This window comes from Pseudonocardia sp. HH130629-09, from assembly GCF_001294645.1.
Lineage (GTDB): Bacteria > Actinomycetota > Actinomycetes > Mycobacteriales > Pseudonocardiaceae > Pseudonocardia.
In genome coordinates this window covers 4,507,402-4,522,539 of the sequence record NZ_CP011868.1, presented here as the reverse complement: position 1 = coordinate 4,522,539, position 15,138 = coordinate 4,507,402, and the positions used below count along the sequence as shown (strand labels likewise).

Sequence of the window (15,138 nt, the reverse complement as noted above, 5' to 3'; positions counted from 1 at the left end):
CCCTCAGCGTCGTGCAGAGGGGGTCAATCCCAAGCCGACGCTAGGGGGTCAGTCTGAGCCCGTCGTCGACAGCTGCTCCCTCGGTTGCCGAACGGTCGGGTGGCGCATCGCTGGTAGCGAGGACGGCGGCGTCGTAGTCGGCGCGCCATCGGGAGCGTTGGTTGATCGCATGGAGCAGCAGCACGGTGCGGGGTGGGACGTCGGTGTCGCCGGGTTTGGTGGTCTCCCAGGTGAAGGGGCCGTCGTCGACGGCGTAGGCGGGCTGGACTCCGGCCCGGTCGAGCAGTTGCCGAACGAACGCCGTCCGCTCCGTCCGATGGTCCGAGAGCGACTTGTTGGACCACTTCCGGGAGACCAGCACGCGGCGCCCGGCGATCCCGAGGTGTTCGGGCTTGTGCGCCTTGCCCTTGCAGTGCCCGGGGACGGTGCCGGGTCGGGCGCCCTTGGGTTCGATGCCGTAGAGCAGCCAGATGGGGCAGCGCGGCGAGCACGGGGTGATCGCGAGTTCGGCGGCGAGGCGGCGGGCGTGCTCGCGCTGGCGCGACGTGGCGGACTCGTCGAGGCCGGTGGCCTGCCCGACGGACTTGGTGAGGTACTTGGTCAGGTAGCCGATGTGGCGGCCGGCCTCCTCCGTTCCGCCGAGGATGCCCTTGACGTGGACCTGGGGCCCGAACACCACGGTGTGCGCCGGAGCCGCGAGTGCGTCGGGGGCGGTGGCCTCGTCCCACGTCGGTAGCGGCTCGCGGGTGTCCGGGTCGACGAACGCCTTGTGGTCGTTGTCCCAGCGCGGGAGCCGGTCCCCGCTGTAGACGATCTCGTCGTGGGCGGGCCACCACACCTGGTGATACGTCGCAGCCGTGATCGCCCGCAGCTCGGAGCGCGGGATCGTGCCGCGGATGGCGGCGTGGAAGTGCGGTGCTCCGCGTTTCTGTGGTTCGACGGTGCCGAAGTACTGGACGTCCCAGCCGACGCAGCGGCGGGTGTTCTGCCAGAACCGGTCGAGCAGCTTGGGGAAGTGGATCGCGTCCCGCGCGGCCCGGCGGTAGTCGTAGGAGTCCGGGTCGAGCGCGGCGCCGTGCTCGTCCACCCGCCCGTAGCTGTCCAGGGTCAGGGTGAGGAAGGTCGAGGGCCGGTACTTGCCGCCGAACACCCGGCCCAGGGTGCGGTCCTCCACCGGACGGCGCGGGAGGTTCGGTGCGTCCTGGCGACGGCGGGTCGTCCGGCGCACGGTCTGCGGTGCGGGGTCGAGCGGGGCCAGGCGCCCTCGGACGCCGAGGGCGCGTAGCTCGGTGTCGACCTCGGCGACGGTCTCGCGGATCTCCTCGCACTCCTCCTCGTCGTTCTTGGCGCGGGCGTCGGTGTAGGCGGCGTGCAGGTCCGCCCGCACGGTCATGAGTTCTTTCTGCGCGGCGGTGGGGTCGGCGGGTTTGGTGATGGGTTCGTTCTCGAGGTGCCAGCCTTCGCGGCACTGGACCATGCGCAGGCGTCGGGCCTTCTCCGCGCAGGGGCGGCACTGGTCCTCCCGGGTGGAACCGCAGGGCACAGGCACGACGTCGACGCGGCCGCTGCTCTGGTCGATGCGGCGCATGGCGAGGGGGCGGACGCAGACGCCGTGGTCCTCGGCGAGCTGGGTGGCGACCTCGTTGGACAGCGCGAGCATGCCTTTCTGGGCGCGGGTGAGCTTGTCCTGGTCGATCGGGGCGGTGGGGCTCTCCGGGGTGCTCATGCGGCACCTCCGGCAGGCAGCGCGGGCGTGCCGGGGCGGAAGGGCAGCACCGGCGCGGGGCGACGAGCCGGGTCCGGCGAGGGGGCCGTGACGAACCGCTCCAAAGCCTTGATCGCGTCATCCGGAACCCAGGCGGCCCGGACGCGCAGGGGTTCGCGGACGCCTTCGCCGAACAGGTAGCCCACGCCGGCCTCGGATTCCCCGATCCGGTTCGCCCAGGCACCCCGCTCGTAGGCGTTGTCGCCCAGCACCATCCCGACGTGGGACTTGGAGGCCACGCGCAGGCAGATGCGGCGCGGGAACAGCTCCCGCACCGGGACGGTGTCCTTGGTGGGTTCTTGGACGTAGCCGCGGACGGTGAACCCGAGGGCGCGACCTTGGGTGGTCAGCAGTGCGATGCGTTCGGTGATGGCCTCGCGGGTCTTGCGGTCGCCGACGTAGCGGAGCAGGGCGCCGATCTCGTCGAACTCCACGATCTCCAACGGCGTCTCGCGGGTGATCGGGACGAGCCGTGTGGTTCCGGCGTGGTCGCGCTTGCGGGTCTCCATCTGCTCGACCAGGTCGTCGAGCAGTTCTAGTCCCAGCAGCCCGCCCGTGTCGAATGCGTGCTGAAATGTGGCGACACGGCCGACCTGAATCACCGCGGCAACGGGATCCGACGACTCCTCCACAACGAGTCTGCTCGAGCAGACCCTCGGCACAGGATTCGGTCCGCCCGGCGCCGCGTGGTCTCAGACCTAACGGTAGCGGGAGGCCAGCTCCGGGCTCTGGCCGGCGAACGCGGCGAGGTCGGCGCGTGAGACCGCGGCGAGGAGGTCGTCGTCCTCGACGCCGGGTGCGCACACCACCTCGCCGAGCTCGAGCCCGCGCAGGGCCGCGGTGACCACCTCCTCGGCGCTCATCCGGGGGACGACACTCATGTCCAGGCCCTGGCGGGTGTGGAACTCGGTCGCGACGACCCCGGGGCACAGGACCTGCACCCGGACCCCGGTGCCCTCGACCTCGGTGGCGAGCAGCTGGGAGAACGCGACGAGATGGGCCAGGGCGCCGCCGTAGACCGAGCGCGGCGGCTTGACCGATGCGGGAGCCGGGCCGCTGAAGCCGATCATGCCGGCGACGTTGACGATGGCACCGGAACCCCGCGCGACCATCGGCGCGACGGCGGCCCGAGAGATCATCGTCGGGGCGATGACCTTGACGCCGAGGAGCTCGCGGGCCTTGTCCGCGGGCAGCTCGGTCAGCGGCATGTAGTGCGCCACGCCGGCGTTGTTGAGGAGGAGGTCGAGCGGGCGGGACGCGGCGAGCTCGGCGACCTGCGTCGCGCCGGCGTCGGTGGACAGGTCGGCGGCGACCTTCTCCACTGCGGTATCGGGGTGCTGCGCGGCGAAGGCGTCGAGGCGCTCGGTGTTGCGCCCGACCAGGATCAGGTCGTGACCGTCGGCCGCCAGCCGCTCGGCGAAAGCCCTGCCGATGCCGGACGTGGCGCCGGTGACGAGCGCGAGGGTGCTCACGAGAACCATCCGTTCCGTTGTGATCGTTGACGTGGTCGAGGATGGGACAGCGCCCCGGACCGAGCCAGGCCGCGGTGATCCGGGCCCTGACAGAGCCCCTGTGCCGAGCTCAGACCAGGTTCGCGAGACGTCGAGCATCGGCGCTCCCGCTGGCGGGATGGTAGACGACGAGGAGCTGACCGTCGGTTGCCCCGATGGTGTAGTTGTTGCGGCGCAGCTGCAGCGGACCCGCCACCGGATGGTTCCACCGGGCGGGGCCGCCGGCGACCGGCTCGACGTCGTGCCGTTGCCAGACCCGCACGAACTCCGCACCCGGCCCCGTGCCGGCCTCCGAGAGCTCCGTGACGAGGCCGGCGACGTGCGGGTCGGCGAGTGCGGCACCCACGGAGGCGCGGAACTCCGCCACCATGACGACGGCCTCGCGTTCCCAGTCGGTGTGCAGCGCGCGTTCGGCGTCGTCGAGGAACATCGACCGCAGCCGGTTCGCGCCCACGACGATCGCGGGGGACAGCGCCGTGGCGGCGGCGTTGGCGGCGAGCACGTCGAACGCCCGGTTCTCGACGAACGCCGGGAGCCCGATCACCTCGAGCAGCATCCGGGTGCTCTCCGGTACCGCCTCGTCGCGCCAGCGGCCCACCGGGCCGGACGCATGCCCATCGACCAGGCCGAGCAGGTACGCCGTCGCGACCGGATCGAGCTGCAGGGCCCTGGCCAGGGCCGACAGCACCTGCGGGGACGGGTTGGTGTCGTGCCCCTTCTCGAGCCGCACGTAGTAGTCGACGCTGACACCGGCCAGCGCGGCCACCTCCTCGCGCCGCAGCCCGGGGGTCCGCCTGCGGCCGGTGTCGGGGAGCCCGACCTGCTCGGGTGCGACGAGCGCGCGCCGTGCGCGCAGGTAGGTGCCCAGCGACGTGGGCCGCATCGGGCGGCTCACCGCGGACCGCACCGCCGGGCGGGTCCCGACGGGACGGGCGACGGCGCGGGTCCCGCCCCCTGCGATCGCACAGCGGGCGGGGCGGCGGTCCGGGTCATCGCATCAGGGCGGGGCGGGCGATGGCGTCGAAGAGGTGCTCGGCGCGTGGCGCGAGTGCCGGCTGGTCGCAGAGCCAGGCGAGGCCGGCGATGAGCGCGAACAGATCGGTGCCGTCCATCGCCGTTCGAGCGACCCCGGCGTCCTGGGCCCGGGTGAGCAGCCGCCCGCCGGCAGTGCGCAACGCCACGCAGGAGGTGTGCAGGGGGGACTCGGGGTCCTCGATCGCCGACATCATCACCTGGGTGACGCCGTGGTAGGTCGTCGTGAAACGGGTGCAGTCCTGCACCCAGGTCAGCAGGGCCGAGCCCGGGGAGTCCGACGACTCGAGGTCGACGGCACGACCGGTGAGGTCGTCGAAGTTCGTGTGCAGCAACGCCTCGAGCAGGGCTTCCCGGGTCGGGAAGTGCCGGTACAGCGTGCCGAGCCCGACCCCGGCTCGCCGGGCCACTTCGCGCAGCGATGCGTCGGCACCCTGTTCGGCCACGACGACCCCCGCCACGGCGAGCAGCTGCTCGTAGTTCTTCCTCGCGTCCGCCCGCACGACCCCCACCTCGACAATCGGAGCGCTGCCCCTCTTATAGTGGAGCATCGCTCCGCTTGATCCTAGCGGACGACCGAGTCGAAGGAGCAGATCATGCCCGAGAGCATGCGAGCGGTCCGGCTGCACGAGTTCGGCGGACCGGAGGTCCTCATCGAGGAGCAGGTGCCCGTGCCCGAGCCGGGGCCCGGGGAGGTGCTCGTGCGGGTACACGCGGCGTGCCTGAACCCGCCGGACTGGTATCTGCGCGAGGGGATGCCCGAGGTCCCGGCGGAGCTCCGTCCCCCGATGACGCTGCCACTCATCCTGGGAACCGACGTCTCGGGCGTGGTCGCAGCCCTCGGCGAGGGCGTCGTGGACTTCGCGGTCGGCGACGAGGTCTTCGGGATGCTGCGCTTCCCGCAGCCGATGAACGCCGAGACCTACGCCGACTACGTCAGTGCGCCCGCGACCGACCTCGCCCGCAAGCCGACGGGCATCGATCACGTGCACGCCGCCGCCGTGCCCATGGCAGGGCTCACCGCCTGGCAGTTCCTCATCGAGGTCGGTCACGACCATCCTTCCCCCTTCCAGGAGGCCCGCCACCGCCCCGTCCCGCTCGGACCCGGCACCAGGGTCCTGGTCAACGGCGCCGCCGGCGGCGTCGGACACCTCGCGGTCCAGCTCGCCAAGTGGCGGGGCGCCCACGTCATCGCCGTCGCCTCGGGGCGGCATCGCGAGTTCCTGCTCGGCCTCGGCGCCGACGAGGTCATCGACTACACCGAGCAGCGCCCGGAGGCGGTCGTCGCCGACCTCGACCTCGTGCTCGACGTCGTCGGCGGACCCGACAGCGGACGGTTCCTCCCCACGTTGCGCCGCGGCGGTTCGCTGTTCCCGGTCTACCTCGCCCAGTACGACCCCGACGAGGTCGCCGCGCGGGGGGTCGTCACGACCGCGATCCAGGTCCGAGCCGACGGCGCCCAGATGGCCCAGCTCGCCCACCTCCTCGAGACCGGAGCAGTGCGGCCCGCGATCGACAGCGTCTACACACTCGCCGACGCCGCACGGGCCCACGCCCGCGCCGCGCAGGGACACATGCAGGGAAAGATCGTGCTGAGCGTCGCAGACCAGGACGCGTGAGCGGTGTGGGTGGCCCCGGCCGGGGTGCCTGTCGACGGTAGTGCGGCCCGGTCGCGGCGCCGTCGCTCCGCTACCCGACCCCCCGATGCGAGGGCCTGGCTCGTGCCCATGGAGGCGGAACGGCGTCCGGTGATGCCTCGGACGCGGCATGGAAGCGGATCGCGAGTGCGACGGCGTCGTCGTGGGCGGGCTCGGGCAACCTCCCCATGGCTGCGTCGACGATGTCGTCGGGTGTAGCCGTCGCGACCTGTGCGACGGTGGCGAGCAGCGCCTCGGTGGCGGCGTCCACGTCCAGCCCGGGAGCGTCCACCAGGCCGTCGGTGTGCAGCAGCAGGGCGGAGCCGGGCTCGACGAGGAGTTCGTGGTCGGTGCGCACCTCTCCGACGGCGATGTCGAAGCCGAACAGTGCGTCGTGGTCGACGAGTTGTTCGGCGGTGCCGTCGGGGCGGATCAGGATCGGGGGCGGATGCCCGGCGTTGGTCCATCGCACCAGCCACCGACCGTCGGCGATCCGGTGGGAGTAGGCGAGGACCGCGGTTCCGGCGGCCCCCAACCGGAGCTCACGGTTCGCGGTCTCGAAGGCTGAGAGCACGGTCGAGGGCGGTTTCCCGGGGTGGTCCCAGGCTGCCTGGCGCAGCATGGATCGGACTTGTCCCATCAGCGTGACCGCGGGGAGGTCGTGCCCGACTATGTCTCCGACCGAGATCCCCACGACGGGAGCGTCCGGGCGCCGGGTGCCGGGCATCACCGTGACGTCGTACCAGTCCCCGCCCACGTTCAACCGGGCGTCTGCCGGGGCGTAGCGGGCCGCCATCGACAGCCCCTCGACTTCGGGGAGCACGGTCAGCATGGCGTTCTGCATCTCATGGGCGACCGACTCGCGGTGGCGCAGGTCCCGCGCGCGCCTGAGGGCCTGCCCGGCGTACCCGGCGATGGTGGCGATCGTGAGCAGGTCCGCGGTCTGCACCGCGTCGTGCCGGTCCCAGCCGAGCAGGATGGCGCCGGCCGACGCCGCATGGCCGGGGACGGGAGCGGCGACGACGGTGTGCAGCCCGCGGCGGCGCATCGCCTCGACCGTCTCCACCGGGTGGGCCGTGGCGAGCTCGTCCCGGTCGCGGTAGTGCACGACGCGCTGCTCCCGGATCGCCATCGCCGCCGGGGTGTGCGAACGAAGGGGCGCCGTCAGCTCCCTGGGCGCGGTCGGATCGACGTCACCGTCACCGTCGAGGTCGTCGGCCTCCGTCGGTGTCCGGGCTCCGGCCGGAAGGCTGTGCAGGCGCCCTCTCCGGTCGCGGAGGACCGTCTCGACGTAGGTGGGAGCGAGCTCGCCACCGAGAAGCTCATCGATGCGTGCGCGCACGTCGTGCACGGTGTTGGTGTCGCTGAAGGACTGGGAGGCGCGCAGCAGCATCCGGCTGCGCTGATGAGCTCGTCGCTGTGCGGAGGCGGCCTCGTCGCGGCGGTCGGTCTCGGTGCTCGTGTCGTACCGGGCCAGGCGTAGACGCAGCTCGGTCGAGCAGGAGCGGGCGATCTCGCCGAGGGCGAAGATCTCGTCCGTCGTCCAGCACCGGGGCTCGGTGTCGATCGCGCCGAGCGAGCCGAGGACCTGGTCGTGCTCATCGGTCAGCGGCATCCCGGCATAGGCGACGACCCCGAGGCCGGGGAGTTCGAGGTCGTCGCCGAGCCGGGGATCCAGCCGCACGTCGGTGATGACCAGCGGGTGCGCGGAGGTGACGACGTACTGGCAGAACGAGTGGGTCAGCGGGGTCGACCGGGCGGTGGCGGCCGGCCCGGTCAGACCCGCCATCCCGGGGAAGACCTGACGATCGGGCTGGACCAGGCTCACGAGGGCGACGGGAACCGACAGCGCGCGCTGAACCCACGCAGCGAAGCGTTCCATCTCCGGATCCGAGTCGGCCCCGAGCCCGGCCCGCCGCAACGCCGTGAGCCGCTCCGAGCTGTCCCGGGCGGCACGCTCCGGGGTCAGGCTCACCGTGTCGTGCGTGGTGTCGTCGGACATCGTGCTCCTGGTTATCCAGCTCACACCAGTCGCCGGGCCACCTGCGAATGACGGCTCAGCGTCGTGGGTAATTCCTACCGACGGTCGCATCCGACGTCCAGTGCGTTGTACCCGACCGAGGGAGACGAATGCCCCGCAGCGGTCGGTCACTGACCCGTCGCTTCGTCGACCACTCCTGTCTGCCGTCACTGCGTCGGTGGATTGGTGAACACCTCGACGGGTCCGGGGACCTGGTGCTCCGGGCGGAGGTGGTCTGCACCGAGCTGGTGTCGAACGCGGTCGACCACGGCGGTGGCGGTGGCGAGGTCCGGCTCCGGTCCGTCGCCGACGGATGGCTGATCGAGGTCGACGACACCGATCCGGACGGCGTTCTCACCCCCGGACGTTCGCGCCTGGGCGGCAACCGCGGCAGGGGGCTCACCCTCGTCGGTGCCTTCGCCACATGGGGCGTGAGACGGACCCTCGGCGGCAAGACCGTGTGGGCAAACATCGCACTCCCCGCCTGATCCCCTCGGCCGGGCAGTGTCCACGCCCTGGTGCCGACCGCACGGGATCCTGCGGCGTCGCCACGCGAGCTTCGCCACAGTGCCCCCGTCACGGCCGATCGCGTGGGCCGTGGGTGAGGAGGGACCCGCGCGGCACGTCCGAGGACGCGTGCGTGCGCGGCCGATGAGTTCCGGCCCGCCCGGCGGTCCGCACTGCGAGGCCGACCGCCCTGGAGGAGCCATGTCCCGGACACGCGTGCACAACCTGAACGTCTCGCTCGACGGGTACGCCGCGGGCGACCACGTGTCCCTCGACGCCCCGATCGGCGCCGCCGGGAAGCTGTTCGCCGGGTTCGACGGGCGGTTCATCCACGGCGTCGGTGGCGTGGACGGCCCCGTCACACTCGACCGTGCCCTGACCACCCTGTGGGGCCAGGGGATCGGCGCCGAGATCATGGGCCGCCGCAAGTTCGGTCCGCAGACCGGTTCCTGGCCCGACGACGGGTGGCGCGGCTGGTGGGGCGACGAGACGCCGTTCCGGACGCCGGTGTTCGTCATGACCCACCACCCGCGCCCTCCGATCGAGTTCGCCGACGGGACGACCTTCCACTTCGTCGACGGATCGGCGCACGAGGTGCTCGGGCTCGCCCGGGAGGTCGCCCGCGGGCAGGACGTCCGCCTCGGTGGCGGACCCACCACCATCCGTCAGTTCCTCGAGGCCGACCTCGTCGACGTCATGCACCTGGTGATCGCGCCGATCACCCTCGGCCGCGGGGTCCCGCTCTGGACCGGGCTGGACGGTGTCGAGGAGCGCTTCACGGTCGAGTCGGTGGTCTCGCCGAGCGGCCGCACCCACCAGTTCTGGAACCGGAGGACCTGAGACGTGGGCGTCGTCACCTACTCGATGAGCATGTCCCTCGACGGCCACGTCGAGGACCCCGCCGGTCGCATCGACTTCACCGACCCCGACGAGGAGGTGCACCGGCTGTCCAACGACCAGACCCGCGCCACGTCGGTGTTCCTGTTCGGCCGCGGGCTGTACGAGGTGATGGAGGACTTCTGGACCGCACCGGAGCGGGCCGACGGGCACGAGGTGGAGGCCGAGTTCGCGCGGCTCTACACCGCGATCCCGCGGGTCGTGTTCTCCGATTCGCTGGAGTCGGTCGCGCCGGGCTGCCGCCTCGTCCGCCGCGCCGACGCGGTCGAGGAGGTCACCCGGCTGAAGGCGGACGTCGACGGCGAGCTGGCCGTCGGAGGGCCCGGGCTGGCGGCGTCGCTGCTGGACCTGGTCGACGAGTTCCGCCCGCGGGTGGTGCCGGTCGTGCTCGGCGGCGGCACCCCGTTCCTCCCGCCCGGAGCCGACCTGCGGCTGCGGCTGCTCGAGCAGCGCACCTTCGCCGGCGGCACGGTGCACCTGCGATACCAGCGGGTCCGCTGACCCGGGTCCGGCCGGTCGCCGCCGGACCGTCGACACCGGAGCCGCCGCCGGTGGAGCGGCACGTAGTCTGTCCGCAACGGACGGACGGTGGAGGGCGCGACGGTGCGGACCCCGGTGGTGGGCTCGACCCTGGTCGGCGACGAGTACGGCGACGGCGACCCTCTCGTGCTCGTGCACGGGACGGGGGCCCAGGCGTCGTCCTGGGGCTCGACCGTGCACGAGCTCGCCGCCGGTGGCCACCGCGTGCTCGCCTACGACCGTCGCGGCTACGGCCGGTCGACGCACCCGCCGGTGCGCGACTACCGGGTGCACGTCGCCGACCTGGCCGCGGTCATCGAGTGTGCAGGCGCGCCCGCGCACGTCCTGGGCTGGAGCTCCGGCGGCAACACCGCGCTCGCCTGCGCGGTGGAGCGGCCCGAGCTGTTCCGGTCGCTGGTGGTCGTCGAGGCGCCGTGGCACGGGCTGCGGGGTGCGACCCCGTCGCTGCTCGGCGTGCTCGCGCGGACGAAGCTCGACCAGGCCCGCGGACGCCGCCGGGACGCGGCTGCGCGCTTCTTCCGCTGGGCGGCCGGCTGGGCCGACGGCGGCAACGGCTTCGACCCGCTCCCGGCCGAGGCGAAGGAGGAGCTGTACGCGAACGCGCCGAGCGTGCTCGCCGAACTCGGCGTCCACCCCTACGGACTGATGATGGAGCACGTCCCGACGGCGCGGCTGGCCGACATCCCCGTCCCGGTCACCTGGCTGCTGGGCGGGCGCAGCATCGGGTGGTACGCCGACCTGCACCGCCGGGTCGCCGCCGTCGTGCCCGGGCTGCACACCGAGGTCGTCGAGGGCGCGGGGCACCTCGTGCACACCGAGGCCCCGGAGGCGTTCGCGGAGGCCGCTCTCGCCGGGGTGGCCCGCGGCGCCTGAGCCCGGCGCGGGGCAGGGCGGCCGGCCCCGCGGTCGGTCCGCGGTCGCGGACTCATCGGCCGTGGTCCTCCCGGCTGCGCAGCGCGTCGTCCAGCCCGGACATCAGGGCGGCGACCCGGCTGCGGCCGGTGGGCGCGCGTGGGTAGCGGCACAGGACGTCGACCAGCTCCGGGGTCGCACACAGCAGCACCCGGGCGAGGTGGGCGTCGCCGCCGCGGGGGGCGTCGCCGCCGGCGAGCTCGACGGCGTGCGCGGCGTGGGCGGCCGCTCGCAGGATGTGACCGACCTGGGTGGCCTTCGCCAGCGGGTGCAGGTACGCCGACGCGGCGGCGTCGGCCGCGGCGAGCGCGGCGTGCCGCCCGGGCGGGGTGCGGGCGGTCCTGGCCGCCCTCGCCGCCCCGACCGCGGTCACCCGCTGCCGCCGGGAGCGCTCGGCGCCGTCGGCGAAGACCCGGGCCGCGTCGAGCGCCGCGCGGGGGCGGTCGTCACCGGGGTCGTCGAACAGGGGGAGCACCTCGGCGGCGCACCCCGCGGTGAACCGGGTCACGACGCGCAGGTCGGCCATGGTGAGGGCGACGTCTCCCGGTCCGATCCGTGCCACCCCGGCATCGTGCCGCACCGTGCCCGGGCCCCACCATCCCCGGGCTCAGGTCGGACGGTAGCGATGGCGGGTCAGGTACACGCAGTACCCGACGATCCCGGCGACCAGCAGCGTCAGCACCACCCACACCGGCCCGACCGGCAGCCGGGGCGGCTGGGCGCGGGTCGCGTACACGGTCGCCACCGGGACCGCGGTGAGCAGCAGCAGCGTGGCCCCGAAGATCCGACCCATGTCCTCGGCGAGCATGCGGCGCAGCCGCCCGACCCGTTGCGGGCGCATCCAGTGCTCGCGGTGCGGCACCGACACTCGCGTCAGCGGCCCCGTCGTGACCAGGCGGTGCAGCCCGGACCCGGTCCCCGCCACGAGCAGCCCGAACAGCGCCGCGAGGGTCAGGAAACCGGCGCGGCTGCCGAAGGCGGTGGGCACCCCGGCGGGATCGAAGTGCAGCGGCACCCCGTCCGCGGGGAGCTCGCCGGCCGCCCACACCAGGGAGAAGGCGTAGAACACCGCACCGGCGAGAAGGGGGAACCACGGGCGCACGGCCCGGATCATCCCGGGTCGCCGGGCTGCGCGCCGACCCCGGCCGGGACGAGCCGGTCGAGCATCGCGGTCAGGGTGCGCCGCGCGCGCTCGACGGGGGCGCCGTGCAGTGCGACCTCCGAGCTGAGGCCCGAGGTCAGGGCGAGCAGCGCGTGTGCGTCGGTGGCGGGGTCGGCCGCGCCGGCGTCCGCGACGACCCGCACCGCGAGGGCGAGGATCTCGTCGTCGCCGTCGGTGAGGATCGCCCGGGCGCGCTCGTCGACCTCCCGCGTGGCGAATGCGGCGTGGATGCGCAGCGCGTCGCGGGTCCGGGGGTGCCCGCCGAGCAGCTCGTCGAGGATCGTCGCGAGGACGGTGCGGTCGTCGCCGCCCGCGGCACGTGCCCGGGTCTCGATGCGCTCCTCCATCTGGCGGTGCGAGCGGTCCAGGGCGTGCAGCAGCAGGGCGTCCTTGCTGGCGAAGTAGTGCTGCACGCGCCCCATCGAGATGCCGGCCTCGGCCGCGACCGACCGCAGCGAGACGGCCTCGGTGCCGGCCTGTGCGACGAGGCCGAGCACGGCGTCGGCGATCTCGGAGCGGCGGGCGTCGTGGTCGACCGATCGTGGCACGGGGCCATCGTAGCAATGCGGTCGCATTTGACACCCCGCCGCCCGTGCTGTTGCAATGCGAACGCATCGAATGAGGAGGGGCATGAAGACGGCGCAGAACGTGGCGGGGTTCCTCGGGATCGTCCTCGGCGTGGTCCCGCTACTGCAGTACCTGGTCACCGGCCGGATCGGGCTGTGGACGTTCCTGGTCGGCGACGCGCCCGAGCTGCCCTGGGCCTACCCGGCGGTCCTGCTCGCGGTCGCCGCGGTCGTCGTCGTGGCGGCCGACCGGAGGGGGCGGGCCGGCTGAGCGGCGCCGCTCCGGGGCTGCGGCCGGGAGCCGCTGCCCGGACCCACCCGCCGGCTCCGCCCACTCAGCCGCCCGGGCGCGCCGCGCGCTCGGCCAGCATCCGCTCGGTCGCCGCCCGGACCTCGATCTCGCCGACCTCCTCGACGCCACGGGCGGTCACGGTGATCAGGTTCGGGAACAGGGCGCGGGTGAGGTCGGGGCCCGCGGTGGCGGTGTCGTCGTCGGCGGCGTCCCACAAGGCGTTCACCGCGAGCGCGATCGCCCCGGCCCGGTCCGTGCCCGGATCGTGCCGCTTCTTCAGCGATGCCTCGGCGAACTGCGAGCCCGAGCCGATGCCGACGTAGCCGGACCGGGCGCGCTTGATGCTGCCGGTCGGGTCGTAGGTGACGATGCGGACCGGGTCGGGGTCGGTCTGGTCGTAGCCGACGAACAGCGGCAGCGCGACGAATCCCTGCATCGCCGCGCCCAGGTTCTCCCGCACGATGCTCGACAGCCTGCGCACCTTGCCCTCCTGGCTGATCGGGGCGCCCTCGACCTTCTCGTACTGCTCCACCTCGGCCGCGAACAGCTTCAGCATCTGCAGTGCGTGCCCGACCGAGCCGGCGAACCCGGCGGCGGAGGTGTCGTCGATGCCGACGACCTTCACCAGGTCCTTCTGCGCGATCAGGTTGCCGGAGGTGGCGCGCCGGTCGCCGGCCAGCAGCACCCCGTCGGCCCAGGTCAGCGCGATGATCGTGGTGCCGTGCGGGACGTCCAGGTCGGCCGGGACGCGGTCGGCGGGGTCGCGCGGGAGGTGCGAGGGCAGCAGCCCGGGTGCGTGCGCGCGCAGCTGCTCGAGGAACGAGGGTCCGGTCATGAGGGGGAGCGGGCTCCTTCGCACTGCGGGACGGGGTCGGGGTTCGATCCTTCCTGTCCGCGCCGCCCCGGTCCACCCGCGGTGCAGTGGCACACTCGCGACGGTGAGCGCACGGAGCCGGGCCGAGTCCTTCTGCACACGCCACGGGCTGCGGGTCCCGGTCCTGGAGGCCCCCATGGCCGGGGCCTGCCCGCCCGAGCTCGCGGCCGCGGTGGCCGCGGCCGGGGGCATGGGCGCGGCCGGCGTCGTCAACGACACCCCGGAGGCGATCGCCGACTGGGCCGCTCGCTTCCGCGCCCTCGCCGGGACCGCTCCGTTCCAGCTCAACCTGTGGATCCCCGACCCGCCCACCGACGACGACGTGGGCCTCCAGACCGCCTATCTCGACTCCCTGGGCGGTGCGCCGGCTCCGCCCGGCGGCCCCGGACCGGCGTTCTCCGACCAGCTCGCCGCCGTCCTGGCAGCCCGGCCGGCCGTCGTCTCGACGATCATGGGGCTGTTCACGGCCGAGCAGGTCGCCGCGGTGCACGGTGCGGGCTGTGCCTGGTTCGCGACGGTCACGACCCGCTCCGAGGCCCTCGCGGCGGAGCGGGCGGGGGCCGACGCCGTCGTCGCGCAGGGGATGGAGGCGGGCGGGCACCGTGGCACCACCGACCCCGCCGACGCCGAGGCCGTCTCGGTCGGGCTGCTCGCGCTCGTCCCGTGGGTGGCCGACGCCGTCGGTGTCCCGGTGGTCGCCGCCGGGGCGATCGGCGACGGCCGGGCCCTGGCCGCCGCGCTCACCCTCGGCGCGAGTGCGGTGCAGGTGGGGACGGCGCTGCTGCGCAGCCCCGAGGCCGGGATCGACGACGGCTGGTCCGCCCGGCTCGACGGCCTGGACCCCACCGGTACGACGACCACCCGCGCCTACACCGGCCGGCTGTCCCGCGGCATCGCCACCGACTTCGTCCGGGCCTGGACCGTGCCGGGCGCCCCGGCGCCGGGGCCCTACCCCCACCAGCGACGCCTGGTGGCCCGCTACCGCGCGGGTGAGCCCGGCGCGGTCGACCGGGTGAACCACTGGGCGGGCCAGGCCGCCGGACGCGCGACGACCGACCCCGCGTCCGAGGTGGTCGCCCGGCTGTGGCGCGAGGCGGACCCGCTGCTGCCGTGAGCCCGGCTCAGTCGCGGAAGGGGTCGACCATGTCGTCGAACTCGCCCTTCTTGGCGCCGTCGACGAACGCGGAGATCTCGGCCGGGGTGTAGACGAGGACCGGGCCCTCGGGGTCGCGGGCGTTGCGGACGGCGACCTGGCCGTCGTCGAGGACGGCGAACTCCACGTTCTGCCCCTCGGCCGCCCCGCCGGCCGGGCGACGCCACGTCACCGGGCCGAGATCTGCTGCGCGCGTGCCGTTCGAGTGGGACATGGGGGACCTCCGGATGTGTCCGCGGCGTCCGTTTGACTGCGGAGAGTGTCGAAAGA

General features: G+C 73.7%; 17 protein-coding genes and 1 pseudogene. 7 read left to right on the top strand and 11 right to left on the bottom strand.

Features of this window, described 5'->3' with window-relative positions:
* Positions 1-40: 40 nt before the first annotated feature.
* The 5 genes and pseudogenes from XF36_RS20890 to XF36_RS20870 all read right to left on the bottom strand — a co-directional run bounded on the left by XF36_RS20890 (position 41) and on the right by XF36_RS20870 (position 4,811).
* Complete coding sequence (locus tag XF36_RS20890) at positions 41-1,726, bottom strand: replication initiator (RefSeq protein WP_060713266.1); 1,686 nt, start codon at positions 1,724-1,726, stop codon at positions 41-43.
* Positions 1,723-2,304: pseudogene (locus tag XF36_RS20885) on the bottom strand (cell division protein FtsK); the annotation flags it as partial. The pseudogene XF36_RS20885 and the gene XF36_RS20890, both read right to left, overlap by 4 nt.
* Positions 2,305-2,463: 159 nt before the next feature.
* Complete coding sequence (locus XF36_RS20880) at positions 2,464-3,246, bottom strand: SDR family NAD(P)-dependent oxidoreductase (RefSeq protein ID WP_238588974.1); 783 nt, start codon at positions 3,244-3,246, stop codon at positions 2,464-2,466.
* A gap of 100 nt (positions 3,247-3,346) precedes the next feature.
* The gene (locus tag XF36_RS20875; RefSeq protein WP_238588973.1) at positions 3,347-4,171 is read right to left on the bottom strand and encodes a helix-turn-helix domain-containing protein; all 825 of its coding nucleotides are present in this window, start codon (positions 4,169-4,171) and stop codon (positions 3,347-3,349) included.
* 94 nt (positions 4,172-4,265) lie between these two features.
* Entirely contained in the window at positions 4,266-4,811 is a 546-nt protein-coding gene (locus XF36_RS20870) for a TetR/AcrR family transcriptional regulator (protein WP_060714871.1), read from the bottom strand.
* A gap of 93 nt (positions 4,812-4,904) precedes the next feature.
* Between XF36_RS20870 and XF36_RS20865 the strand changes: the two genes are divergently transcribed.
* Positions 4,905-5,927 (top strand): NADP-dependent oxidoreductase, encoded by a 1,023-nt coding sequence (locus XF36_RS20865; RefSeq protein ID WP_202968424.1) that lies wholly within the window; start codon positions 4,905-4,907, stop codon positions 5,925-5,927.
* A 70-nt stretch (positions 5,928-5,997) separates the two neighbouring features.
* Here the strand turns inward: XF36_RS20865 and XF36_RS20860 are convergent, their stop codons facing one another.
* Entirely contained in the window at positions 5,998-7,947 is a 1,950-nt protein-coding gene (locus tag XF36_RS20860; protein ID WP_060713265.1) for a GAF domain-containing SpoIIE family protein phosphatase, read from the bottom strand.
* A 233-nt stretch (positions 7,948-8,180) separates the two neighbouring features.
* Here XF36_RS20860 and XF36_RS20855 point away from each other — a divergent pair, with 233 nt between their 5' ends.
* From XF36_RS20855 to XF36_RS20840, 4 genes are all read left to right on the top strand, one after another.
* Positions 8,181-8,453, top strand: a complete 273-nt coding sequence (locus XF36_RS20855) for an ATP-binding protein (RefSeq protein WP_145981439.1) — start codon at positions 8,181-8,183, stop codon at positions 8,451-8,453.
* A 220-nt stretch (positions 8,454-8,673) separates the two neighbouring features.
* A complete protein-coding gene (locus tag XF36_RS20850; protein WP_060713263.1) occupies positions 8,674-9,312 on the top strand; it encodes a dihydrofolate reductase family protein in 639 nt (212 codons plus the stop codon).
* A gap of 3 nt (positions 9,313-9,315) precedes the next feature.
* Entirely contained in the window at positions 9,316-9,870 is a 555-nt protein-coding gene (locus tag XF36_RS20845) for a dihydrofolate reductase family protein (RefSeq protein ID WP_060713262.1), read from the top strand.
* Positions 9,871-9,957: 87 nt separating this feature from the next.
* Positions 9,958-10,782: an alpha/beta fold hydrolase gene (locus XF36_RS20840; RefSeq protein ID WP_060713261.1), complete on the top strand. Its 825-nt coding sequence runs from the start codon at positions 9,958-9,960 to the stop codon at positions 10,780-10,782.
* Between the two features lie 52 nt (positions 10,783-10,834).
* Here the strand turns inward: XF36_RS20840 and XF36_RS20835 are convergent, their stop codons facing one another.
* The 3 genes from XF36_RS20835 to XF36_RS20825 are packed head-to-tail and all read right to left on the bottom strand — an operon-like array spanning position 10,835 to position 12,531.
* Positions 10,835-11,383: a putative immunity protein gene (locus XF36_RS20835; RefSeq protein WP_349675511.1), complete on the bottom strand. Its 549-nt coding sequence runs from the start codon at positions 11,381-11,383 to the stop codon at positions 10,835-10,837.
* A 45-nt stretch (positions 11,384-11,428) separates the two neighbouring features.
* Positions 11,429-11,923 (bottom strand): DUF1648 domain-containing protein, encoded by a 495-nt coding sequence (locus tag XF36_RS20830; RefSeq protein WP_145981438.1) that lies wholly within the window; start codon positions 11,921-11,923, stop codon positions 11,429-11,431.
* A gap of 8 nt (positions 11,924-11,931) precedes the next feature.
* Entirely contained in the window at positions 11,932-12,531 is a 600-nt protein-coding gene (locus tag XF36_RS20825) for a TetR/AcrR family transcriptional regulator (protein WP_060713259.1), read from the bottom strand.
* Between the two features lie 82 nt (positions 12,532-12,613).
* Here XF36_RS20825 and XF36_RS20820 point away from each other — a divergent pair, with 82 nt between their 5' ends.
* The gene (locus XF36_RS20820) at positions 12,614-12,820 is read left to right on the top strand and encodes a hypothetical protein (RefSeq protein WP_060713258.1); all 207 of its coding nucleotides are present in this window, start codon (positions 12,614-12,616) and stop codon (positions 12,818-12,820) included.
* A gap of 64 nt (positions 12,821-12,884) precedes the next feature.
* On the opposite strand, the gene prcB is transcribed toward XF36_RS20820, so the two are convergent.
* Positions 12,885-13,676, bottom strand: a complete 792-nt coding sequence (prcB, locus tag XF36_RS20815; protein ID WP_060713257.1) for a proteasome subunit beta — start codon at positions 13,674-13,676, stop codon at positions 12,885-12,887.
* A 103-nt stretch (positions 13,677-13,779) separates the two neighbouring features.
* Between prcB and XF36_RS20810 the strand changes: the two genes are divergently transcribed.
* Positions 13,780-14,829, top strand: a complete 1,050-nt coding sequence (locus tag XF36_RS20810) for an NAD(P)H-dependent flavin oxidoreductase (protein WP_060713256.1) — start codon at positions 13,780-13,782, stop codon at positions 14,827-14,829.
* Positions 14,830-14,836: 7 nt separating this feature from the next.
* Here XF36_RS20810 and XF36_RS20805 read toward each other — a convergent pair whose 3' ends face one another.
* Positions 14,837-15,082 (bottom strand): DUF397 domain-containing protein, encoded by a 246-nt coding sequence (locus XF36_RS20805; RefSeq protein ID WP_060713255.1) that lies wholly within the window; start codon positions 15,080-15,082, stop codon positions 14,837-14,839.
* Positions 15,083-15,138: the final 56 nt, after the last annotated feature.